The organism is Kluyvera sp. CHPC 1.251 (genome assembly GCF_036759945.1).
GTDB classification, from domain to species: domain Bacteria; phylum Pseudomonadota; class Gammaproteobacteria; order Enterobacterales; family Enterobacteriaceae; genus Kluyvera; species Kluyvera sichuanensis.
Map to the genome: position 1 here is coordinate 73,959 of NZ_JAPKIC010000010.1, position 22,746 is coordinate 96,704.

Annotated in this window: 20 protein-coding genes; 3 read left to right on the plus strand and 17 right to left on the minus strand. The window is 55.6% G+C overall.

Annotated elements, in window-relative coordinates:
* Positions 1 to 9: 9 nt before the first annotated feature.
* Entirely contained in the window at positions 10 to 1,476 is a 1,467-nt protein-coding gene (gene guaB / locus V6940_RS18260; protein ID WP_185668910.1) for an IMP dehydrogenase, read from the minus strand.
* Positions 1,477 to 1,636: 160 nt separating this feature from the next.
* Here guaB and xseA point away from each other — a divergent pair, with 160 nt between their 5' ends.
* Positions 1,637 to 3,013 (plus strand): exodeoxyribonuclease VII large subunit, encoded by a 1,377-nt coding sequence (gene xseA / locus V6940_RS18265; RefSeq protein WP_333496800.1) that lies wholly within the window; start codon positions 1,637 to 1,639, stop codon positions 3,011 to 3,013.
* Positions 3,014 to 3,108: 95 nt separating this feature from the next.
* Here the strand turns inward: xseA and V6940_RS18270 are convergent, their stop codons facing one another.
* The 4 genes from V6940_RS18270 to V6940_RS18285 all read right to left on the minus strand — a co-directional run bounded on the left by V6940_RS18270 (position 3,109) and on the right by V6940_RS18285 (position 7,076).
* A complete protein-coding gene (locus V6940_RS18270) occupies positions 3,109 to 3,330 on the minus strand; it encodes a zinc ribbon domain-containing protein (RefSeq protein WP_333496801.1) in 222 nt (73 codons plus the stop codon).
* A 51-nt stretch (positions 3,331 to 3,381) separates the two neighbouring features.
* Positions 3,382 to 4,473, minus strand: coding sequence for a Gfo/Idh/MocA family oxidoreductase (locus V6940_RS18275; RefSeq protein ID WP_333496802.1), 1,092 nt, complete (start codon positions 4,471 to 4,473; stop codon positions 3,382 to 3,384).
* An 89-nt stretch (positions 4,474 to 4,562) separates the two neighbouring features.
* Positions 4,563 to 5,744 carry a cystathionine beta-lyase gene (gene metC / locus V6940_RS18280; protein WP_333496803.1) on the minus strand — a complete coding sequence of 394 codons (1,182 nt, stop codon included), beginning with the start codon at positions 5,742 to 5,744 and terminating at the stop codon, positions 4,563 to 4,565.
* A 51-nt stretch (positions 5,745 to 5,795) separates the two neighbouring features.
* Complete coding sequence (locus tag V6940_RS18285; RefSeq protein ID WP_333496804.1) at positions 5,796 to 7,076, minus strand: amino acid permease; 1,281 nt, start codon at positions 7,074 to 7,076, stop codon at positions 5,796 to 5,798.
* Positions 7,077 to 7,461: 385 nt separating this feature from the next.
* Between V6940_RS18285 and V6940_RS18290 the strand changes: the two genes are divergently transcribed.
* Positions 7,462 to 8,439, plus strand: coding sequence for a LysR family transcriptional regulator (locus tag V6940_RS18290; protein WP_333496805.1), 978 nt, complete (start codon positions 7,462 to 7,464; stop codon positions 8,437 to 8,439).
* Between the two features lie 4 nt (positions 8,440 to 8,443).
* On the opposite strand, the gene V6940_RS18295 is transcribed toward V6940_RS18290, so the two are convergent.
* The 3 genes from V6940_RS18295 to V6940_RS18305 all read right to left on the minus strand — a co-directional run bounded on the left by V6940_RS18295 (position 8,444) and on the right by V6940_RS18305 (position 10,363).
* Positions 8,444 to 8,689 (minus strand): DUF2543 family protein, encoded by a 246-nt coding sequence (locus tag V6940_RS18295; RefSeq protein WP_123650323.1) that lies wholly within the window; start codon positions 8,687 to 8,689, stop codon positions 8,444 to 8,446.
* Between the two features lie 45 nt (positions 8,690 to 8,734).
* On the minus strand, positions 8,735 to 9,211 hold the full coding sequence (locus V6940_RS18300; protein WP_333496806.1) for a cold-shock protein: 477 nt from the start codon (positions 9,209 to 9,211) through the stop codon (positions 8,735 to 8,737).
* 168 nt (positions 9,212 to 9,379) lie between these two features.
* Positions 9,380 to 10,363, minus strand: a complete 984-nt coding sequence (locus V6940_RS18305; RefSeq protein ID WP_333496807.1) for a GlxA family transcriptional regulator — start codon at positions 10,361 to 10,363, stop codon at positions 9,380 to 9,382.
* Between the two features lie 110 nt (positions 10,364 to 10,473).
* Between V6940_RS18305 and V6940_RS18310 the strand changes: the two genes are divergently transcribed.
* A complete protein-coding gene (locus V6940_RS18310; protein ID WP_333496808.1) occupies positions 10,474 to 11,115 on the plus strand; it encodes an HD domain-containing protein in 642 nt (213 codons plus the stop codon).
* Positions 11,116 to 11,209: 94 nt separating this feature from the next.
* Here the strand turns inward: V6940_RS18310 and der are convergent, their stop codons facing one another.
* The 9 genes from der to pbpC all read right to left on the minus strand — a co-directional run bounded on the left by der (position 11,210) and on the right by pbpC (position 22,746).
* Positions 11,210 to 12,685, minus strand: a complete 1,476-nt coding sequence (der, locus tag V6940_RS18315; protein WP_333496809.1) for a ribosome biogenesis GTPase Der — start codon at positions 12,683 to 12,685, stop codon at positions 11,210 to 11,212.
* A 97-nt stretch (positions 12,686 to 12,782) separates the two neighbouring features.
* Positions 12,783 to 13,961 carry an outer membrane protein assembly factor BamB gene (bamB, locus tag V6940_RS18320; RefSeq protein WP_185668899.1) on the minus strand — a complete coding sequence of 393 codons (1,179 nt, stop codon included), beginning with the start codon at positions 13,959 to 13,961 and terminating at the stop codon, positions 12,783 to 12,785.
* Between the two features lie 10 nt (positions 13,962 to 13,971).
* On the minus strand, positions 13,972 to 14,589 hold the full coding sequence (locus V6940_RS18325; RefSeq protein WP_185668898.1) for a YfgM family protein: 618 nt from the start codon (positions 14,587 to 14,589) through the stop codon (positions 13,972 to 13,974).
* 33 nt (positions 14,590 to 14,622) lie between these two features.
* A complete protein-coding gene (gene hisS, locus V6940_RS18330; protein WP_333496810.1) occupies positions 14,623 to 15,897 on the minus strand; it encodes a histidine--tRNA ligase in 1,275 nt (424 codons plus the stop codon).
* Positions 15,898 to 15,988: 91 nt separating this feature from the next.
* Positions 15,989 to 17,107, minus strand: coding sequence for a flavodoxin-dependent (E)-4-hydroxy-3-methylbut-2-enyl-diphosphate synthase (gene ispG, locus V6940_RS18335; RefSeq protein ID WP_333496811.1), 1,119 nt, complete (start codon positions 17,105 to 17,107; stop codon positions 15,989 to 15,991).
* Between the two features lie 26 nt (positions 17,108 to 17,133).
* A complete protein-coding gene (gene rodZ / locus V6940_RS18340) occupies positions 17,134 to 18,153 on the minus strand; it encodes a cytoskeleton protein RodZ (protein WP_333496812.1) in 1,020 nt (339 codons plus the stop codon).
* 279 nt (positions 18,154 to 18,432) lie between these two features.
* Positions 18,433 to 19,599 (minus strand): bifunctional tRNA (adenosine(37)-C2)-methyltransferase TrmG/ribosomal RNA large subunit methyltransferase RlmN, encoded by a 1,167-nt coding sequence (locus tag V6940_RS18345; protein WP_333496813.1) that lies wholly within the window; start codon positions 19,597 to 19,599, stop codon positions 18,433 to 18,435.
* Positions 19,600 to 19,766: 167 nt separating this feature from the next.
* The gene (gene ndk / locus V6940_RS18350) at positions 19,767 to 20,198 is read right to left on the minus strand and encodes a nucleoside-diphosphate kinase (protein ID WP_035891385.1); all 432 of its coding nucleotides are present in this window, start codon (positions 20,196 to 20,198) and stop codon (positions 19,767 to 19,769) included.
* A 229-nt stretch (positions 20,199 to 20,427) separates the two neighbouring features.
* Positions 20,428 to 22,746: a peptidoglycan glycosyltransferase PbpC gene (gene pbpC, locus V6940_RS18355; RefSeq protein ID WP_333496814.1), complete on the minus strand. Its 2,319-nt coding sequence runs from the start codon at positions 22,744 to 22,746 to the stop codon at positions 20,428 to 20,430.

Below are 22,746 nucleotides of genomic sequence, written 5' to 3' on the forward strand. Positions count from 1 at the left end.
GGAAACTTATCAGGAGCCCATGCGGTAGTTCGGGGACTCTTTGGTGATGGTCACGTCGTGAACGTGGCTTTCCTGGATACCCGCACCGCTGATACGCACGAATTCAGCCTTCGTACGCAGCAGGTCGATGGTACCACAGCCGGTCAGACCCATACAGGAACGCAGGCCGCCCATCTGCTGGTGAATGATCTCTTTCAGGCGACCTTTATAGGCTACGCGACCTTCGATACCTTCTGGTACCAGTTTGTCAGCAGCGTTATCGCTCTGGAAGTAACGGTCGGAAGAGCCTTTGGACATCGCGCCCAGGGAGCCCATACCACGGTAAGATTTGTAAGAACGGCCCTGGTAGAGTTCGATTTCACCCGGGGATTCTTCAGTACCTGCCAGCATGGAGCCTACCATCACGGCAGCAGCACCAGCAGCGATCGCTTTGGCGATATCACCGGAGAAACGAATACCGCCGTCGGCGATAACCGGAATACCGGTACCTTCCAGCGCTTCAACCGCGTCGGAAACGGCGGTGATCTGCGGTACACCGACGCCAGTGACGATACGGGTAGTACAGATGGAGCCAGGGCCGATACCGACTTTAACCGCGCTGCAGCCAGCGTCTGCCAGCGCACGAGCGCCTGCGCCGGTAGCCACGTTGCCGCCGATGATCTGCAGGTCTGGGTATTTTGCACGGGTTTCACGAATACGCTGCAGAACGCCTTCGGAATGGCCGTGGGAGGAGTCGATCAGCAGGACGTCAACGCCCGCTGCAACCAGCGCATCAACGCGATCTTCGTTGCCCGCACCCGCACCAACCGCCGCGCCTACGCGCAGACGACCTTTCTCGTCTTTACAGGCGTTTGGTTTACGTTCTGCTTTTTTGAAGTCTTTAACGGTGATCATGCCCAGCAGGTGGAAGCTATCGTCAACCACCAGCGCTTTCTCTACGCGGCGTTCGTGCATCTTAGCGAAGACCACTTCACGGGATTCGCCTTCGCGAACGGTAACCAGACGATCTTTCGGGGTCATGTAGACGCTTACCGGCTGACTCAGGTCGGTCACGAAGCGCACGTCACGACCGGTAATGATACCGACCAGTTCGTTGTCTTCGGTCACAACCGGATAGCCTGCGAAGCCGTTACGCTCGGTCAGTTCTTTCACTTCGGCAAGCGTGGTGGTTGGCAGGACGGTCTGCGGGTCGGTAACCACGCCAGATTCGTGTTTCTTCACGCGGCGAACTTCTTCCGCCTGGCGCTCGATGGACATGTTTTTGTGGATAAAACCAATGCCGCCTTCCTGTGCCAGGGCAATTGCCAGGCGCGCTTCAGTCACGGTGTCCATTGCCGCAGAGAGCATAGGAATGTTCAGGCGAATTGTTTTGGTCAGCTGGGTGCTGAGGTCAGCAGTGTTCGGCAGAACGGTAGAATGAGCGGGAACGAGGAGGACGTCGTCAAACGTCAGGGCTTCTTTTGCGATACGTAGCATGGGCAATATCTCACCTGGGAGGTTATTAAATATTGCCGCGGCATTATACAGAGCGTAAGCGATTGCATCCACACTTTTTTGCACAAAATGCTTGCACTCACCTGTTAGCAGGTTACTATCGACTGAATAACCTGCTGATTTAGAATTTGATCCCGCTCACATGTTATCCTCACAAAGCCCCTCAATTTTTACCGTTAGCCGCCTTAACCAGACGGTGCGTCTACTGCTTGAGCAGGAGATGGGCCAGGTGTGGATTAGCGGCGAGATTTCGAACTTCACCCAGCCCGCTTCCGGCCACTGGTACTTCACCTTAAAAGACGATAACGCCCAGGTGCGCTGCGCGATGTTCCGCAACAGCAACCGTCGGGTGACGTTCCGTCCGCAGCATGGGCAGCAGGTGTTAGTCCGCGCCAATATTACGCTGTACGAGCCGCGCGGTGATTATCAAATCATCGTCGAAAGCATGCAGCCAGCGGGCGAAGGTCTATTACAGCAGAAGTACGAACAACTGAAGGCGAAGCTCCAGGCTGAAGGCCTCTTCGACCAGCAGTTCAAACAACCGCTCCCCTCTCCGGCACACTGCGTTGGGGTCATCACCTCGAAAACCGGGGCGGCGCTACACGATATTCTGCATGTACTGAAACGCCGCGATCCGTCGCTGCCAGTCGTGATTTACCCTACCGCCGTCCAGGGCGAAGATGCGCCGGGGCAAATCGTTCGCGCCATTGAGCTGGCCAACGCCCGCGGCGAGTGTGACGTGCTGATCGTCGGACGCGGCGGCGGTTCGCTGGAAGATTTGTGGAGCTTTAATGATGAGCGCGTGGCACGGGCTATTTTTGCCAGCCGCATTCCGGTGGTGAGCGCCGTCGGCCATGAAACCGACGTCACTATTGCCGATTTCGTCGGCGACCTGCGCGCACCCACGCCGTCCGCCGCTGCAGAAATGGTCAGCCGCAATCAGCAGGAGTTAGTCCGCCAGATCCAATCCGCCCAGCAGCGTCTCGGTATGGCGATGGACTACTACCTTGCCAACCGCAGCCGTCGTTTTACTCAGCTTTTCCATCGTCTCCAGCAGCAGCATCCGCAGCTGCGTCTGGCGCGCCAGCAGACGACGCTTGAGCGTCTTCGCCAACGCATGAGCACGGCGCTGGAAAACCAGATGAAGCAGGCCAATCAGCGCCAGCAGCGCATGATGCAGCGCCTGAATCAGCAGAATCCGCAGCCGCGCATTCATCGCGCCCAGTCGCGCATTCAGCAACTGGAATATCGCCTGGCCGAGAATATTCGCGCCCGCCTGAGCGAGCAACGCGAACGCTTTGGCAATGCGGTCACGCATCTGGAAGCCGTTAGCCCGCTGGCAACGCTCGCGCGCGGCTACAGCGTCACAACCGCCAGCGATGGCAAAGTGCTGAAGCAAACGAAGCAGGCAAAGGCGGGAGAGATGCTGACGACGCGTCTGGCCGACGGCTGGGTGGAGAGTGAAATCCGCACGGTCACCGCGCAGAAGAAAACGCGAGCGCGTAAAAAAGCGGAGTAAGAGGCCGATAACAAAGCCAGTGCCTGATGGCGCTTCGCTGATCAGGCCTACACGCTGAGAATGACCGGGCATTCACGCCCGGTCTGAGACATCCATTACTCGCCGACCGGCAGCCACTCCACCCGTTTTTTCGATATCAGGCCGTGGCCGTTCTGGCAGAAGTAGTCCACCGCGCCGCAGGCTTTCAACACCTCCAGTGGCTTATGACATTCCGGGCAGCGCGCCTCCAGCGTAAAATCATGCTTGCAGTGGTCGCAGTGGGCCTGGTTACCCTGCACCTCCAGCGAGGCCTGACAGGTCGGGCAGATGAATTCCATGACGACTCCTTAACTCGGTTCTTGTGCCGCTATTTTACCACGACTCACCGCTCAATGTTCCCCACGCAGCTGCTGCTGGATACGCAAAAGCGTCTCCACTTCCGCCATCCGGCGCTGCGTCAGTTTCGCCACTTCGTCCGGAGCACGGAAAAACAGGCTGCGCTTACCGAGGATGTGCTCCACGAGACAGTGCGCGTAAATGGCGCCCGGCCGCGTCCAGCGCATCACGCTATCGCCATCAATCAGCTCCACGCTTTCACCGCCAGGAGCGCGGGTCTGGCTGATAATCCTTCCGTCGCGCAGATAAATGCGGATCCCTTTACGCTCTACGCCCGGCCCGGCGTATTTGTTCAGCCACAGATTCACCGGAATATGGCCTAGCGTACCTTTGAGATGCGCCTCCCCTTCCGCCGTTTCGGTATCGCCGCGTGCAATAGGCCGCCCCAGCCGGTCCTTAACCTGCTCCGCCACCAGCTGAATATCATCGCTACCGCCGAGATAGCGCACCGTCTCACGCATCATGGCCAGCACGTGAGTGCCAATATCGACAATCACGCCGTCAGGATGGCGAAATTCACGGGTATCCGGCTCGCCGGTGGTAAAGTTCAGGGCGATAGGCTCCCCGGCGGCGTTAAAGCCGCTTGGCTCCAGCAGAAAGCCGTCGATGCCGGCAATATCGTCCAGCGAAGTGACCAGCGGCGCAGTCACGCTCGCTGAATCCTCCGGCTGCCAGCGCTCGTCCATTTTCCCCTGAGCCAGACACCACGCGCCATCGCGCGCCATCCAGTGGTCCAGCGCCAGCACGCGCTGGGCATTATCTTTATGGGCAAGCAATTGACGCAGGCTATCAATCTGCTCCAGGGTGGCAACGACCGGTTTTTCCACCACGATGCGCGGAATATCGGCACGCAAAGCCTGCTCCAGCGCAGGCAAATGCTGCAACGAAACGGTGGTGATAAACAGCACGTCGAGCGGCTTATCCAGCAGCTCGGCCAGCGACGTACAGGCGCTCACGCCCGGCAGCGTACGCTGCGAATTCAGGTCGTATCCCCACAGCGAGGAGATAGGGAACGACAGTCGTGCTAGCGCAGGAAGATAGGCGGTTTCCACCACCGCCCCCAGGCCGATAAATCCAATATTCATAATTTCCGACTCACGTATAAGTTAACGACATTTAGCGCCATTATGCGTGAAGCGCCATCGTGAATTATTGTTCACGATGGGCTATCGGGTTACAGAACCGCGCGCAATCGCGTAAAACCTTCTGCCAGATCGGTCTTCAGGTCATCCATATCTTCAAGGCCAATCTGGATGCGCAGCGTCAGGCCACCCGGCTGCCAGGTGGTGGCGGTACGATAATCAGCGCAGTTAAACGGAATCATCAGGCTTTCGAACCCACCCCATGAATACCCCATGCCGAAAATGCCCATATGATCCAGCATGTTCGCCACACCCGCTTTGGTAAATTCCGGCTTAAGCACGAAAGAGAACAGCCCGGATGAACCGGTAAAATCACGCTTCCACAGTTCATGCCCCGGGCATTCCGGCAGCGCCGGGTGCAGCACTTTCATCACCTCAGGGCGTTCGCTTAGCCAGTGCGCCATCTCCAGGCCACGTTTTTCAGCCTCTTTCAGGCGCAGATGCATAGTGCGCAAGCCGCGCAGCGCCAGGAAACAGTCTTCGGCACCGGGCAGCATCGCCATCAAATCGTAGGTCTGGCGAAGCTGTGGCCACCAGCTTTCATTGGCCGACACCACGCCCATCAGCAGGTCGGAATGGCCGCCGAGGTATTTGGTCCCCGCCTCCAGCGACAGGTCACAGCCGTGCTCGTGGGCGCGGAAGAAAATCGGCGTCGCCCAGGTGTTATCGATAATGGTGGCAATGTTGTGCTTTTTCGCCGCCTTGGTCATCGCCGGAACATCCTGAATCTCAAAGCTTTGTGACCCCGGTGACTCCAGGAATAGCGTGGTGGTGTTGGGCCGGAACAGGCTCTCAATGCCCGCACGAATCAGCGGGTCGTAATAGGTGGTTTCAATACCCATTTTGGTCAACATCCCGGCACAGAAGTTACGGGTTGGCCGATAAACACTATCGGGCATCAGCAGGTGATCGCCCGCTTTCAGCGTGGTCAAAAGCGACAGCGCAATCGCCCCCAGGCCAGACGGCGACAGCACCGTACCCGCAGCCCCCGCCAGCGCACTCCACGCATTCTCCAGGCTGGCGATAGTCGGCGTGCCCATGGTGCCGTAGTTAAACTCAGCGCGGTTATGTTCAAGGTCACTTACCGTCGGGAAAATTACCGTCGAGCCGCGATAGACCGGTACGTTCACAAATCCCGCCTGTTTGCTGGCATCCCTGCCAAGCTGGGTGATTTGCGTGCTGATGTTAAAGTCGGATGTGGATCGATTACTCATGGATTACCTCATAAATTTCCCTGGTCGCGAAAACATCGTAACCACCGAACGTTACTCAAAGAACTTAAAGAAGGGCGATAGACACAGCAAGATGCCGAAGAAAATGATGAACCAGACCCCCGGGCCTTTAAACTGATGCAGCACCTTCACCTTATAAACCAGATAGCAAGGGATCAGGCAGGACACCAGGCCAAACAGCGGGCTGCCAAGTTGCATAAAGAACAGGATCGAAAAACGCGTCGAGATCCAGACCCACAGCGCGAGGATCACACCAATGCTAATTGCCACGTGCAGCACCTTCTGGTTGATCTTCTCCTCAGGCATAAAACGGGTGATAACGTTCACCACGATGCCCTTAATCGCCTCCTGAAAACCGAGATAGATGCCGAGAAACGCGGTGAGAATGGCAAAAATATTAAGCAGCGCGCTCATCACTTTAACCACCGAGCCGGGAATGACCTGGGCGGCGATGGCAAGCGCCGAAATATTCTGTTCAAAAGCCGATACCGCCTGCTCTCGACTGATGGCAAAGGTGAACGAGAAGGCAAAGAACAGTACCGCAACGGCAAGCACGATATAGGCCACCCGATTGGCGCGGATCGCCCGGTAGGTGGCAATGCGCTTATCCGCTTCGACTTTGCGATAGGCAATATTCATCGGACTTAGAATCTGTACGAACAAGATAGAAAACAGCGTAAACGGCAGCGTTAAGAGCACGTCGCGCAGGAAGTCAAACAGCGGCGGAAAGGCGCTGATATTGCCAAAATTCCAGTACGGCACCATCACCAGTCCTAGCACAACGATAATGGCAAACTTTACGCACACCATCGGTCCGGAGACCTTAAACAATAGCTTTTCGCCCTGCGAGGCAATACAGACCAGTATCGTTAGAATGATGAGTCCATACCAGATCGAGTCCGACAGCAGCCCTTTCGTCAGGCCAAAGGTTTGAATATAAGAGGCGCTGTCGAAAGTCACCGCCAGCGAATAGCCGAACATACCGTGCAGCAGCATCAAGAAGTAGGCAATCCCTAACCCCATCCCCCAGTTTTTTCCCAGATACTGGGTGATAACGCTGGCATAATCCTGGCAATCTTCCGTTTCAGACAGCGTTTTAAGATAGAGGCTTTGCAGGATATAAATCGCCGGATACGCAATTACCACTGAAGTGATAAAAACCCAAATACCTTTGATCCCGACCTGCACCGGCATAAACACAATCCCGGCCCCGATTGCCATCCCGATACAGAGGATCACCCAACCGACATCATATTTCGTGAAGGGCACGGATTTATATAAATTATTAGCTTTATTTTCGAGTATCTCAGCCATTAAATGCCTTCCTATTTATAAGTGTTATTTAGAATAGAAACTCAAAAAACTGGATTGAGGTGTCTGTCAGCACAAATGTTAGGGGATAAGGCAGGGATAAAGAAAGGTCCGAACGGTGTTAATCACTAACAATACCTTTGCGTTTAACGCAAAAGTTGATAATCATCCCAATCTCTGGGCATACACCAGCAACCCATTCAAAAACAGACAATTACATCATAATGATATTCTATTATTCTTTCTGAGCAGGTTCGGGTAAGGTGGCAGCAGGCGGCGTTCTTTATTGCACATGGCGAATAGGTCAGCGAGCAGCTCACCATTTCCGTGATGGTGTTCAAACTTCGAAATCTTCACGGCTATTGTTCAGCTAAAAAAAGAGGTAGAGATGTCATTAAATAAAAATACGGCGCTCGCAAAATTAAAAATTGATAACTATTCCATCTTTCATCATCTGAAAACGTTTATCAAAGTGGTGGAGTGCAATAGTTTTTCTGCCGCTGCGCAAAAGCTGAATCTGACGCCCTCTTCTGTGAGCCGAAGTGTTGCCCAGCTTGAGGATCAGCTCGGTGTCGTTCTGTTAAAACGCACCACCCGCACCTTAATTCTGACCGAACCTGGTCAATATCTACTGTCCCGCGCACAGCGCCTGCTAGAAGAACTAGACGAGTCGTTGGCCAATATCGCCAGCTTTAACCATCACCCACAGGGCAAGCTGCGCGTCACCTGCTCTATTGCCTTCGGTGTTTGTCATCTGATGCGTATTTACAGCGACTATCGTCAGGACAACCCGGACGTCACGCTCTGTGTCGATTTAAACGACCAGAACGTCAATCTTAACGAAGAGAATTTTGATATTGCCCTCAGAATTACCGCACACCCACCCACTAATTTTGCACTGCGTAAAATCTGCAAAATTAACTGGGTGTACTGCGCCAGCCGGGACTATTTCGCACGGCGTGGCATGCCGCAACGGCTTGAGGATCTTGAGCAGCACGACTGTCTGATAAATCCTAACGTTTCCGATAACTGGCGCTATCAGAACGTCAACGGCAGCTTTAGCGCGCTAAAGGTGAACAGCATCATCGAAGTGAACAGCACGCTCGGGCTACTTCACGCTGCGCTGCATCACCAGGGAATAGTCAGCCTGCCGACCTATATGTTGGGCGACTCGATTGCCCGGGGTGAGCTGGTGCCGGTACTGACGGAATATAGTGCGAGAGAAAATAATTACAGCCTGTACGCGCTGTATCATCCGGGGCATTACCAGGATCCCAAGGTCAGAAGTTTTATCGATTTTCTGGTTGAGAGCATCGGGGAAAACCCCGACTGGGATCGCTGGATGCAACGCCCCGCAGAGGCGTAACGCGTTACTCGTTGCCCCACTCATTGAGGAAGTTGGCAATCTCATCAATACGCTGCGCGCTGATACCGGCTTCGGTCGCCATCTCCTGCTGGGCTTCTTCGCTGATCTCTTCGTTATTCATTAAACGGGTCAGCAGCAGCTGGAAGTAGTGCGCCAGCGCATCCAGTTCGCTCTCGCCGACGGGTTTCGCCGATTCAGAGGCGTACTCTTCGGCAATATCATAATACTTCAGTGGAATGTCATTATTCATACATCGCTCCTGGGGTTAATCTCATTCTTCGCGGTTGAGCTAGTCTCAGACCTTGAGCATTTTTACCGTGGCTTCAATATCAATCTCATCTTCCGAGAAAATGAGCGTCGTGCCCTGGAAAGTGGTGATCGCCAATTTCTTCAGCGTGCGCATTTCACCCGTTTTCTCCGCTGATTTTGGCTTGATGCTGTTCATCAGAAGCCCAACGGATAACACCGCATTCTCTTTATCAATACGGGTATCGGCAGGCACTTCCTCGCTGTAAACCAGGAAGGATTTGATCGACGTGAGCTTGATGCGCTCGCCCGCGATATAGATATGTTTGCTTTCCGGGATAACTTTCACCGCGTAAGCAGACAGCCCTTTGTTGTTGGTGGTGGGTTCGAAGGTCACCGCGGCATCTTTTTTAATCAGATCGGGGTTGGCAACCTTAATCACATGAAAATAGCGGTTATCGCCGTTTTCATCTTTGATAAACCCAAAACCTTTATCTTTAAACCAGGTTGTGATTGTTCCGTTCATCGACCTTACCGCCTACTTTAATCGTTTGTTGACTCAATTTTTGCAGCGCGCAGTGTAAAGCACAATGCCTGTACAGACTACGTCTTTGGTTTAAGTCTGGATGATAATTTTCGGCTACGCGAGAACAACCTGCCATAAGCAGCTTCATAAAGCGGTTAAGTTCGCTGCTTACTCCGACAATTGCGCCCACGGTCTGGCCACATTCAGCCGTCGGTACATCGACGGCGTGATACCGACACGCTTAATGAAAGCCCGACGCAGCACATCGCTGCTGGAATATCCGCACTGGCTGGCGATGGTTTTCAGCGGCAGCGTGCCGCTTTCCAGTAGCATTTTAGCCCGGTCAATCCGCCCAGCCTCCAGCCACTCTCCGGCGGCCATATTCATTTCCTGCCGAAACAGCCTGCCCAGATGGCGTGCGCTAAGACCAATATGGTCAGCCATATCCTGCAGGCTCAGCACCGTCGGCAGGTTGGCAAGCGTCCAGCGCTGCAAATCCTGAAAGGCGTTGCGGCCGGTCGTAGAGACCGCGCTGTGGCGTATGAAATGCCCCTGATTCACCGGGCGGCGGAAAAACATAACCAGATTACAGGCTATCTCCTGCGCCACCTCGCGCCCCAGATCTTCTTCCACTAATCGAATGGCTAAATCCATACCCGAAGTCACCCCTGCCGCCGTTCTGACCGGGCCGTCCGCGACATACAGCGCGTCGGCATCAACCTCAACGTCTGAGAACGTCGCCATAAAGCGGGACGTCATGGCCCAATGGGTGGTGATTTTACGCTGGGCCAGCAGTCCCGTTTGCGCTAATAGAAACGCACCGGTACAGACCGAGCCGTAGCGACGACTACTGTCACAAAGTCTGCGGATATGCCCGATTTGCTCCTGGTTTAACGTCTGTTGCCAGACTTCCGGCGCCCCGGCCAGCAAAAACGTATCCGGCTGTAGTTCCCTGGTTTCCGCCAGTTGCGTGTTCGCCATCAGCTTCACGCCGGATGACGCGCTTACCGTCATCTCTTCCAGTGCAATAACCGCGAACTCATACACCTTACGATGCAGGATCCGGTTGGCCTCGGCAAAGACATCCAGCGGGCCGGAAACGTCCAGTAGCTGAACGCCGGGCACGGCAAGTAGAGCAATAATGCGTTTCATGAGCGGGGTGTCCTGATTCGATGCAATGTCTTAAATCGTCTTAATACGACAATTCATGACGTACAGAATGCCCTGTAAACTCTCCTTCAACAACCCGTGAGGAGAAAAATATGACCATCAACGTGCAAGGCATCCGTATTCCCGACAGCAAACTGGCTCGCGAAACCACCGAGTTTATTCGCGATACCGAAAGTGACCTGCTGTTCCACCACTCCAGTCGCGTCTACTACTGGGGGGCGCTGGCTGGAGCACGCCGGGAGCTGAAAGTGGACCACGAACTGCTGTACGTCGGCTGTATGTTCCATGATATTGGCCTGACGCATGAGCATTGCAGTTGCGATAAGCGATTTGAAGTCGATGGCGCCAACGCCGCCCGAGCTTTCCTGGAAGGCCACGGCATCGCGGCTGCCGATATTGATAAAGTGTGGACAGCGATAGCCCTGCACACCACGCCCGGTATTCCGGAATTTATGGCCCCGGAGATAGCGCTGTTAACTGCAGGTGTGGAAATGGACGTGCTGGGAATTGGCTACGATGAGGTTAGCGATGCGAATCGTGAAGCGGTCGTCCAGCAGCACCCGCGCCTGGACAACTTTAAAGAGAATATCATTAGTGCGTTTTACGATGGGATCAAGGGTAAAACCCAGACCACCTTCGGCAATGTAAAAGCAGATGTTATTTGCGACAAAGACCCAACGTTTATACCCGGCAATTTCTGTAGCGTGATTCGTCAGTCACGCTGGAAATCATAATAACGCCGGATGGCGCTTTGCTTATCCGACCTACAACGTCCATAAAAAAACCCGCTTTCGCGGGTTTTTAGCTTTTCGGCGCTTAAAGAATCGCTTATTTGCTTTTCTTAATGTGGCGAATCAAACGCTGACGCTTACGTATCTGGGTCGGCGTCAACGTATTGCGTTTGTTCGCATACGGGTTTTCGCCTTCCTTGAACTGAATGCGGATAGGCGTACCCATCACATCCAGCGATTTGCGGAAGTAGTTCATCAGATAGCGCTTGTAGGAATCCGGCAGGTCTTTCACCTGGTTACCGTGGATAACTACAATCGGCGGGTTATAGCCACCGGCGTGGGCATATTTCAGCTTCACGCGACGACCGCGAACCAGCGGCGGCTGGTGATCTTCTGTCGCCATGGTCATGATGCGGGTCAGCATCGCGGTACCCACGCGGCGGGTAGAGCTGTCATACGCTTCACGGATAGATTCGAACAGGTTACCTACGCCGCTGCCGTGCAGTGCGGAGATAAAGTGTACGCGAGCAAAGTCGATAAAGCCCAGACGGTAGTCCAGGGTCTCTTTCACTTGCTCTTTCACTTCCATGCTCAGGCCGTCCCACTTGTTGACGACGATAACAAGTGAGCGCCCACTATTGAGGATAAAGCCCAACAGCGACAGGTCCTGGTCAGAGATACCTTCACGGGCATCAATTACCAGCAGACAAACGTTCGCATCTTCAATAGCCTGCAGGGTTTTGATGACGGAGAACTTCTCAACCGTATCCGTTACCTTGCCGCGCTTGCGCACGCCTGCGGTGTCGATGAGAACATATTCACGCTCATCGCGTTCCATTGGGATATAGATACTGTCGCGGGTAGTACCCGGCATATCGTAAACCACCACGCGGTCTTCGCCGAGGATACGGTTAGTAAGCGTAGACTTACCTACGTTCGGACGGCCCACGATAGCGATTTTGATTGGCAAGTCTTGCGGGTTGAAGTCGTCTTCCGGTTCTTCAACCGCTTCGCCATTCTCGGCTTCAAACTTCGCCCAGTACTCGGCATCTTCGTCCACTTCTTCCGGCGGGTTGACGTCGTCAACGAACGGCAGCAGAACGGTCTCCAGCAGCGTGGTTACGCCACGACCGTGAGAGGCCGCAATCGCGTGAATTTCACCGAGGCCCAGCGACCAGAAGTCAGCAATCGCCTGATCCGGGTCAATCCCGTCGGTTTTGTTCGCCACCAGGAAGGTGGGCTTTTCACGAGAACGCAGATGCTTGGCGATACCTTCGTCCGCAGGCATCAGCCCCGCACGCGCATCCACCATGAACAGCACGACATCAGCTTCTTCAATCGCCATCAGCGACTGTTCCGCCATGCGTGTTTCCACGCCCTCTTCCGTGCCATCGATACCGCCGGTATCGATACAGATAAACTCACGCCCTTCAACTTCAGCACGACCGTACTTACGGTCACGAGTCAGACCCGGGAAATCCGCAACCAGCGCATCACGAGTGCGCGTCAGGCGGTTAAAAAGCGTGGATTTTCCAACATTAGGGCGCCCGACAAGCGCGACCACAGGTACCATGTTAAAGCCTCATATACTCAAAATTTTGACAAAATCTATAAATAGCAAACGGCCCCTGAGCATTCAGGAGCCGTCCATTGCTGAACCAACGCCGCCGTTAACGCGTAATCGCGTAAACCGTACCGTCTTTCGCCTGAATCAGCAGTTTACCATCAGCCACCACTGGCTCCGTCAGGAAGCCCGCGCTGTCAACCTTCTGCTGAGCGACAAAACGCCCATCTTCCGGGTTAATCCAGTGCATGTAACCTTCTGCGTCACCCACCACGAGGCTGCCATTATACAGCGCCGGAGAGGTCAGCAGACGGTGCAGCAGATCGCTCTGCGTCCACAGGGTCACGCCACCGTCGGTGGTCAGTGCCAGCAGACGGTCGTTCTGGTCAACGATGTAGATACGATTGCCGTCAACGATGAAGTCATTCACCGAGCCCAGCTCACGTTTCCACATGATCTGGCCGCTGCGCAGATCCAGCGCCGTCAGGTTACCATTGTAGGCTAACGCATAGACAACGCCATTCACGATAACCGGTGTGGTATCCACATCGCTCAGACGATCGATTTCGGTAGAACCGGTAGCCTGAGAAATACGCTGCTGCCAGATCATCTGGCCCTGCTGCATCAGTACCGCGCTCACACGGCCATTATCGCCGCCAACAATCGCCGCGCCGAAAGCCACAGCCGGTGCAGATTCACCGCGCAGAGAGAGCGCAGGCATATCCAGGTTCACCGTCCATTTCACGACACCGCTGTTTTCATCCAGTGCCTGCAGCTGACCGTTGCTGGTATGCACCAACACCAGACCATCGCTGACAGTTGGACGAGACAGCACTTCGCCGGCCGCCGTGGTTTTCCAGACAACGGAACCGTCGCCCGCATCCAGCGCATAAACCTGCGCTTTTTCGCTGCCCACGTAAACGTGGCCGCCGGCAACGGTCAGGCCACCGGAGAGCAGCGCTGGCTTACGAGAGAACCAGCCATCTTTTTCCGCCAGGTTAACGGACCACACTTCTTTGCCGTCATCCGCGTTCAGCGCTTTCACGGTACCTTTACGGTCAGCCGCGTAAACCACGCTGTCCGCATAAGCCGGATGCAGGTTAGAGTAGAAATCACCGATACCGCTGCCGACGGAGACATCCCATGCGGTAGACGGCGTAAACTGGTTTTCTACGGTTGGCAGAGGAGACATTTTAACCACATCTTCTTCGCCGCTAAACAGTGAACAACCACTCAACAGAGTGACAGAAAGCAGTCCTGGCAAAAGTAATTTACGCAATTGCATCGGGTCCCTCTCAGACGGACAAATTATTAATTTTCATGCGCATCATTTCGCTCAGCGCGGGCGATGCATCGCTCTTAGCGCCAGCTTCCCACGCCGCACGTGCGCCCTGCTTGTCACCTTTACTGAGCAGGATTTCCCCGCGTAAATCAGCAACAATTGCCGTCCAGCCTTCGCCCTTCACGCCTTCCAGCGTTTTCAGAGCAACGTCAGGCTGCTTCAGCTGTAGCTGAACGCGCGCCAGACGCAGGCTGATGACGGATTTCAGATTATCATCAGATGCGGCAGCCAGGCCCTGCTGCAGCTGTTTTTCAGCCTGAGCAAGGTCGCTTTTATCCACGAAGACCTGAGCCAGTTCCAGAGAAGCAAACGCACCATAGGTGTTTTTACTGTCGGCGGCAAATTTCTCCGCGGCGGCCAGCGCTTCCGGTTTCCCTGAACTCAGAGAAGAGACGGCGTTTTCATAAGCCGCAGAGGACTCACGGGCCGAATCTAACTGATGCGAGTTCCAGTAACGCCAGCCAACCAGCGCACCAATCCCCAGAATGACCCCAACGGCCAGCGCTTTACCATTTTCGGCAAAGAAGCTTTTAATCGCCTCAACCTGATCGTTTTCGTTATTAATTTCCACGCAGCCCTTCTCCTGATAATAATGTCCTGGAGATTAACCCAGAATAGTGCGCAAATGCGCGGCAACGCCTTCCTGCGTTACGGTTGTCTGCTCACCAGAGCGCAAATCCTTCACGACAACAGTGGCTTGCTCAACCTCAGACTCACCCAGAACCAGGGCAATACGTGCGCCCCATTTATCAGCGCGGGCAAACTGCTTCTTAAAGTTGCCGCCGCCGTGGTTGGTCATCAGCTTCACGCCCGGTAACGCATCACGCACCTGCTCTGCCAGACGCATGGCGGCTGACTGAGTATCGGTGCCTGAAGCAACCAGGTATATATCGACAACAGGATCGGCTTTAAATTCCGGATTAACTGCCTGAACTAATAAAACAAGACGTTCCAGACCCATCGCGAAGCCTACCGCAGGGGTAGCACGGCCGCCCAGTTGCTCAACCAGACCATCATAACGACCGCCTGCACAAACGGTACCCTGCGAGCCGAGGCTGTTGGTCACCCATTCGAAAACGGTGCGGTTGTAGTAGTCCAGACCGCGAACCAGACGCTGGTTAACGGTGTAGGCGATACCAGCGGCATCCAGCTGTGCGCACAGGCCAGCAAAGTGCTCGCGGGACTCTTCGTCCAGGTAGTCACCCAGCGCAGGGGCGTTGTTCAGCAGCGCCTGTACGTCTGGGTTTTTGGAATCCAGCACGCGCAGCGGGTTGCTGTACATACGACGTTTGCAGTCTTCGTCCAGCACGTCTACGTGCTGCTCAAGGAAGGCCACCAGCGCGTCACGATAGTTGGCGCGGGCTTCCAGAGAACCGATGGAGTTCAGCTCCAGGTTCACGTGTTCTGCCATGCCCAGCGCACGCCACCAGCGCGCGGTCAGCATGATAAGCTCGGCGTCGATATCCGGCCCCTGCAGGCCAAACACTTCGACACCCAGCTGATGGAACTGGCGGTAACGTCCTTTTTGAGGGCGTTCGTGGCGGAACATCGGCCCGATGTACCACAGACGCTGCTCCTGATTGTACAGAAGACCATGTTCGATGCCGGCGCGTACGCAGCCCGCAGTACCTTCCGGACGCAGCGTCAGGCTATCGCCATTGCGGTCTTCGAAGGTATACATCTCTTTTTCAACCACGTCGGTCACTTCACCGATAGCGCGTTTGAACAACGGGGTCTGCTCTACAATCGGCAAACGGATTTCGCTATAACCGTAGCTGCCGAGCACCTGCTTGAGTGTGCCTTCAATGCGCTGCCAGATGGCGGTCTCGCCAGGCAGATAATCGTTCATGCCGCGAATGGCTTGAATGTTTTTTGCCACGTTAATTCTCTTTATATATAAAAATGAACCCTCGGCGCGTTTGGCACCTGGGGTTCAATCATACACAGGAAGCAAGCCGCTTCCCATCTCGTTATTTTTCAACCTGCTGAACGTCGATACGGCGCGCTTCATCAAGCACCGACGCTTTCGCGCGGATCCTTGCTTCAAGCTGGCTAATCATATCGTCGTTATCGACGCGATCTTTACGCACGCCGTCTTCATACAGGCCGCTTTTTTTGTTGCCGCCGGTCACGCCGAGCGTCGACACCAGCGCTTCGCCAGGGCCGTTTACCACGCAGCCGATGATCGATACGTCCATCGGGGTGATGATATCTTCCAGACGCTGCTCCAGCGCGTTGACCGTCCCGATAACGTCAAACTCTTGACGTGAGCAGGTTGGGCAGGCGATGAAGTTGATCCCGCGCGCGCGGATGCGCAGTGATTTCAGAATATCGAAACCGACTTTGATCTCTTCAACCGGATCCGCCGCCAGCGAAACGCGCAGCGTGTCGCCGATCCCTTCGGACAGCAGCAGGCCGAGGCCAATGGCCGACTTCACGGAGCCGCTACGCAGACCGCCCGCTTCGGTGATCCCGAGGTGCAGCGGCTGATCGATCTGTTTAGCCAGCAGGCGATAGGATTCCACCGCCAGGAAAACGTCGGACGCTTTCACGCTGACTTTAAACTTGTCGAAGTTCAGACGATCGAGGTGATCCACATGGCGCATTGCTGATTCAAGCAGCGCCTGCGGCGTAGGTTCGCCGTATTTTTCCTGCAGATCTTTTTCCAGCGACCCAGCGTTCACGCCGATACGGATAGGGATGTTTTTGTGACGAGCGCAATCAACAACCATGCGAATACGCTCTTCGTTGCCGATGTTGCCTGGGTTAATACGCAGGCAGTCAACGCCGTACTCCGCCACTTTCAGAGCGATACGGTAGTCGAAGTGGATATCGGCAACCAGCGGGACGTTAACCTGCTGTTTGATAAGCTTGAAAGCTTCAGCGGCGTCCATCGTCGGCACGGATACACGAACGATATCCGCCCCCACGCGTTCCAACGCCTTAATTTGATTAACCGTCGCTTCAACGTCTGTTGTGCGCGTATTGGTCATCGACTGTACGGCGATAGGAGCCCCATCGCCGATCGGCACGTTCCCAACGTAAATGCGTGTGGATTTTCTACGTTGAATTGGAGCCTGGTTGTGCATGAAAAATCTCCCGCATTACGCGTCTGTTATTGTGCTGGTGATTGTTCAGCACTCACGGTCAGGCGCGCAACCTGGTTAGTTCTGATAAAGCGGCTCAGATCGACCGGTTTACCCTGGTAGGCGATCTGTACTGCGGCCGGTGCACCAATTTTCAGTTTGTAAGGTGCCTGGCCGGTCAGGTTCAGGTTACCACCTTTACGCTGCAGGCCGCTGAACAGCTTTTTACCGGTAGCGTCGGTCACTTCCAGCCAGCAGTCGGCGGAGAAGTTCATCACCAGCGCGTTAGCATCAGCAACCGGTGCGGCAGTTTGCGCCGGGTCGGTTGGCAGTGCACCCGGCGTTGCGGTCTGCGGTGCAGGGGTGGTGGTTTGCGCTGCGGTACCGTCGACGTTAGCCTGAGACGGTGCCACAACGGCGTTATTCTGTGCGGTCGCGACAGGTGCGGTAGTCGCAGTCGGTGCAGCATCCGTTGGCGCGGCAGTCACGGTATCTGGTGCAGCTGCGGAATCAGCGGTTGTTGGAGCCTGGTTCGCATCCGCGCCGGTGTTCAGCGGGATATCCTGCGAGTCGTTGCCGCTCGCTTTCAGCTCAACGGAGGATTGATCGGCCATGGTGGTGATCTCTTCCTGCTGCGCTTTATGATTCTGCCACCACCAGGCGACGGTTAAACCGACTACCACGAACAGCACGAGCCAGGTAAAGCTCATCAGCCAGCCATCGCGTTTTTTGCGACGTTTGCCCAGGGAGAAGGTCTGCATCGGTGCGACTTTCGCCGCGCGTACCGGTGCTTGCTTTTCCATCATCGGCAGCAGCTCTTCCTCGGGAATATGCACGAGGCGAGCGTAGGAGCGGATATAACCACGCAAGAATGTTGAAGCGAGTTCAGCAGGCGCCTTATCTTCTTCAATATCACGAACGGTGGAAACCTTCAGGCACAAGCGTTCTGCAACGGCTTGCTGGCTGAGTCCGAGTTGTTCACGGGCAGTACGCAGACGGACACCCGTGGTTTGTGCTTCTTGTTGGTCGTGGTTGGTTTCAGTATTCATTCGCTACAACTGCTGATTCGTGAAATTTAAGGTTCTGATGCGGAACCGTACCCGCACCGCGAAACATCCGATCGTTGCTATCGGACAGACCGACAAGCTGCCCGGTATACCCAACTTCAAAACAGCGTCAAAGGCCGTCGTTACGCTGTTGTTGCAACGCTACATACTGCCTCAATACTTATCGAAACGCACCGTAATTATTATCCAAATCAGTACGTTTCGCCTAATCCTTAAGCACTTGGCTTTGCGTGCGCCTTTTCAGGCGCACGCCACGCTGAATTACAGCGCTTTCACGTCGATCGCTTCACCCTGCATACGCTTACGCATTGTACGCTTGGTGCGGTCGATAACGTCACCGGCCAGCTGGCCGCAGGCGGCGTCAATATCATCACCGCGCGTTTTACGCACAATGGTGGTAAAGCCATAGCCCATCAATACTTTACAGAAACGATCGATACGGCTGTTCGAGCTGCGGCCATACGGCGCGCCCGGGAACGGGTTCCATGGGATCAGGTTGATCTTACATGGCGTATCTTTCAGCAATGCCGCCAGTTCATGCGCATGCTCGGTACCATCGTTGATATGGTCCAGCATGACGTACTCGATGGTCACACGACCCTGGTTGGCGTTGGATTTCGAGATATAGCCGCGAACGGATTCCAGGAAGGTGGCGATATTGTACTTTTTGTTGATAGGTACAATTTCATCACGGATGGTGTCGTTCGGAGCGTGCAGGGAAATCGCCAGCGCCACGTCAATCATATCACCCAGCTTATCCAGCGCAGGCACAACGCCTGAGGTAGACAGGGTTACACGACGTTTGGAGAGACCAAAACCGAAATCGTCCAGCATGATTTCCATCGCTGGAACCACGTTGGTCAGGTTCAGCAGAGGCTCGCCCATGCCCATCATCACCACGTTGGTGATGGGACGTACGCCGGTCGCTTTGACGGCACCGACGATTTTCGCCGCGCGCCAGACCTGGCCGATGATTTCCGATACCCGCAGGTTACGGTTGAAGCCCTGCTGGGCCGTAGAGCAGAATTTACACTCTAACGCGCAGCCGACCTGTGAAGAGACGCACAGGGTCGCGCGGTCGTCTTCCGGGATATAGACGGTTTCAACGCGCTGATCGCCGACGGCAATCGCCCATTTAATGGTGCCGTCAGATGAACGCTGCTCTTCCACCACTTCAGGGGCGCGAATTTCAGCGACTTCTTTGAGCTTGCCACGCAGCACTTTGTTGATGTCAGTCATCTCATCAAAGTCGTCGCAGCAGTAGTGGTACATCCACTTCATCACCTGATCGGCGCGGAAGGGTTTTTCGCCTAAGTCTTTAAAAAACTCGCGCATCTGCGGACGGCTAAGATCCAGCAGGTTAATTTTTCCATCTTTGTTGGGAACCGCCGGGATGGCGCTCTCAGGCGTGACAATTTGTTCAGACATTTTCTATTCCGGCCTCGTTGTTACACGTTATGGCCCCTGGAGGGTTGATAAAAAGAAGCGCCCCAGGAAAGCGGTCTGCTCGTCCGGGGGCGCTGCATTGTACAAATTCTGGCGCATGGATGCCACGTCTGCACGCGGCATTCGCTAAATAAAGTGTAAACGTGCCCTTAGCGGGTACGTGGGCACACTTCGCCTTCTGCGAAGAAGAAAGCGATTTCGCGCGCGGCGGATTCTACGGAGTCAGAACCGTGGGTGCCGTTTTCGGTGAAGCTGTCCGCGTAGTCAGCACGCAGAGTGCCAGCCAGCGCGTTGTCTGGGTTGGTTGCGCCCAGCAGGTCACGGTGACGCTGAACGGCGTTTTCGCCTTCCAGTACAGAAACCACGATTGGGCCGGAGGTCATGAACTCAACCAGACCGTCGAAGAATGGACGACCATCGTGCTCAGCGTAGAAGCCACGAGCCTGCTCAACGGTCAGGTGCAGCATTTTGGTGCCAACAATCTTAAACCCTGCTGATTCAAAGCGAGAGAAGATGCTGCCAATAACGTTTTTTGCCACCGCGTTTGGCTTGATGATGGAAAAAGTACGTTCAATAGCCATGATTACCTCTAATTTTATGTTGTCGTGCATACAGCTGTTGTATGACCTGGCGCGGATTATAAAGACCGGATGCGTCGTTGCCTATGGATGAAGGTAACATTTTTTTAAAATAAAACACTTTTAAGCAACACATTTTGTAACAAGCCCGGTTTGTCTATTGTGCGCCGGTTTTGCCCGATGTCGCTGCGCTTATCGGGCCTACAACACGGTATCCGCCCGGCAATATCACTCACTGCAGCGTAAAGTTCACCACCGAGGTCTGCCCGGTCTCATCCATCACCACCAGTTGATAGCGCGTCGGGTTCGTCAGCGTTAAGGTCAGGCTATCCCCTGCGCTCGTTTGCGGGTCACCGTTGAGGAACCACCAGCGCCGCCCTTCCCCGCCGCTTGCCTGCAAAACCACCTTTGCGCTCGGTTCTCCGGGCAAGCGTCGAATCACGGCATCTTCACGAATACCGGAAAGCATCAGCGGGGCAGCGTTCTGTAATTGGCGCGGTGGGCAACGCGTCGAAACCGGCGGCAACCGTGCGGCGCGTCGCTCACCGACGGGCAGCCACGGCTCCAGCGGCAGCGGCCAGACGTCGAGCGTGATTTCACGGGCATCAGGACAATCCGCCGCAACGCGCTTGCCTTCGCTATCCAGCCACAGCGGGAAACGAATCCCCTGCATCCCTTCCTGCTCCGGCAGCAGCAGCGTCGGCGGCAGGCTATTATCCAGCACCCATGTCGACAGACGTCGGCGACAATTGCTGTCTCCGGCAGGTAACGACTGCCCGCCCGGCCAGCAAATTTCCGCTGAACTGACCGAGGCAGGACGCGGATCGCGACCTTCCTGCTGGCGCGCAGTATTCGCAAGCAGCAGGTTACTCACCTGATTTAGCAGCGGGATCGCGCTGGCAAACCCAAACTGCCCGGCAACCGGCGTGCCGTCTGGCCTGCCCGTCCAGATCCCGATGCTGTAGCGAGCATTTACGCCGATAGCCCACGCATCGCGATAGCCATAGCTAGTGCCGGTTTTCCACGCCAGCGGCACCACCTGAGGCAGGGATGCGTCCGGCACCGGCTGGGCTTCACCGGCGAGGATACGGCGAATGATCCACGCCGCACCGGGTGAGAGCAGCGGTCGCTCCACCAGCGGGTCACTCACCAGCATGCGTAATTTTCCGACCTTGCCATGGCGAGCCAGAGCGCTATAGGCCGCGGTGATATCCGCCAGTCGCGCGCCTGCACCGCCGAGGATCAGCGACAGATTCGGCTCCGCGCCCGCAGGCAAAATCAGCGGCAGCCCGGCATTACGCAAACGCGCGGCAAACTGCTTCGGTCCGTAGGCGTCCAGCACCTGCACTGCCGGGAGATTCAGCGAGCGCACCAGCGCCTCGCTCATGCTGACCGGGCCGTGGAAACCGCTATCAAAATTGCCAGGACGATAGTCGCCCACGCGCCGGGGGACGTCCTGTAGCAGCGATTCAGGGTGAATTAACGCGCTATCGAGCGCCATGCCGTACAAAAACGGTTTCAGCACCGATCCCGGCGAACGTACCGCCGTCACCATATCGACATGGCCAAAACGGCTGTCGTCAGCGATATCCGCCGAACCTACCCAGCCGCGCACCTTCATATTGCGGTTGTCCACCACCACCATCGCCAGCGAGCTACGTGGCGGCAGGCGCGATTTCCAGTTCAGCGCCATCTCTTCCAATTGACGCTGCAGCCCAGCATCCAGCGTGGTGGTGATTTTTTCATCCCGGCTCTGCGCCAGCATATGACGGGCAAACAGCGGTGCAAGCTGCGGCATCTGCCGGGGAAACAGCCACACCGGCTCCTCTTTGGCTTCTTTCACCACCGCCGCAGACCAGACCTGCTGGGCCTGCATGCGGTCCAGCACTTTGTTACGTGCCGCCTGAGCACGTTCAGGCCAGCGATCTGGGCGCAATCGGCTCGGTGCCTGCGGCAACACGGCCAGCAGTGCAGCATCGGCATAGCTTAGCTGGGCAGGTGGTTTTCCGAGATAGGCCCAGCTTGCCGCGCCAATGCCCTGCAGCGTGCCGCCAAACGGGGCGCGATTAAGATAAAGGGTGAGAATGTCACGCTTGGAGAGGTGCCACTCCAGCTGCATCGCGCGCCAGAGCTGGCGAAATTTACCGCCGAAGGTTCGCGGGTGCGGGTCGAGCAACCGTGCGACCTGCATGGTCAGAGTGCTGCCACCGGAGACCACGCGGCCAGAGGTCACATCCTGCCAGGCCGCGCGGGCAATAGAAAATGGATTCACGCCGGGGTGATCCCAGAACCAGCGGTCTTCATACTGAATGAGGGCATCAAGATATCGCGGGGACACCTCTTCGATGGTCACCGGGTAACGCCAGATCCCCTGCGCATCGGCAAATCTCCACAGCGGACTGCCATCCTCTGCTACCACCACCCGAGCCGGAGCCACCTCATGGAGCGGCAGCGGCCAGAGTTTATCCGCCAGTACAACGGCGGCCCATAACAATACGATCGCCCCGGCAAGCCATCGCCAGACGGGGCGTTTAATCCAGGCAAGACGCAT

Coding starts and splice junctions, on each gene's coding strand:
- guaB (WP_185668910.1), bottom strand. CDS start 1,476: ATGCTACGTATCGCAAAAGAAGCCCTGACGTTTGACGACGTCCTCCTC.
- xseA (WP_333496800.1), top strand. CDS start 1,637: ATGTTATCCTCACAAAGCCCCTCAATTTTTACCGTTAGCCGCCTTAAC.
- V6940_RS18270 (WP_333496801.1), bottom strand. CDS start 3,330: ATGGAATTCATCTGCCCGACCTGTCAGGCCTCGCTGGAGGTGCAGGGT.
- V6940_RS18275 (WP_333496802.1), bottom strand. CDS start 4,473: ATGAATATTGGATTTATCGGCCTGGGGGCGGTGGTGGAAACCGCCTAT.
- metC (WP_333496803.1), bottom strand. CDS start 5,744: ATGAGTAATCGATCCACATCCGACTTTAACATCAGCACGCAAATCACC.
- V6940_RS18285 (WP_333496804.1), bottom strand. CDS start 7,076: ATGGCTGAGATACTCGAAAATAAAGCTAATAATTTATATAAATCCGTG.
- V6940_RS18290 (WP_333496805.1), top strand. CDS start 7,462: ATGTCATTAAATAAAAATACGGCGCTCGCAAAATTAAAAATTGATAAC.
- V6940_RS18295 (WP_123650323.1), bottom strand. CDS start 8,689: ATGAATAATGACATTCCACTGAAGTATTATGATATTGCCGAAGAGTAC.
- V6940_RS18300 (WP_333496806.1), bottom strand. CDS start 9,211: ATGAACGGAACAATCACAACCTGGTTTAAAGATAAAGGTTTTGGGTTT.
- V6940_RS18305 (WP_333496807.1), bottom strand. CDS start 10,363: ATGAAACGCATTATTGCTCTACTTGCCGTGCCCGGCGTTCAGCTACTG.
- V6940_RS18310 (WP_333496808.1), top strand. CDS start 10,474: ATGACCATCAACGTGCAAGGCATCCGTATTCCCGACAGCAAACTGGCT.
- der (WP_333496809.1), bottom strand. CDS start 12,685: ATGGTACCTGTGGTCGCGCTTGTCGGGCGCCCTAATGTTGGAAAATCC.
- bamB (WP_185668899.1), bottom strand. CDS start 13,961: ATGCAATTGCGTAAATTACTTTTGCCAGGACTGCTTTCTGTCACTCTG.
- ispG (WP_333496811.1), bottom strand. CDS start 17,107: ATGCACAACCAGGCTCCAATTCAACGTAGAAAATCCACACGCATTTAC.
- rodZ (WP_333496812.1), bottom strand. CDS start 18,153: ATGAATACTGAAACCAACCACGACCAACAAGAAGCACAAACCACGGGT.
- V6940_RS18345 (WP_333496813.1), bottom strand. CDS start 19,599: ATGTCTGAACAAATTGTCACGCCTGAGAGCGCCATCCCGGCGGTTCCC.
- ndk (WP_035891385.1), bottom strand. CDS start 20,198: ATGGCTATTGAACGTACTTTTTCCATCATCAAGCCAAACGCGGTGGCA.
- pbpC (WP_333496814.1), bottom strand. CDS start 22,746: ATGCGTCTTGCCTGGATTAAACGCCCCGTCTGGCGATGGCTTGCCGGG.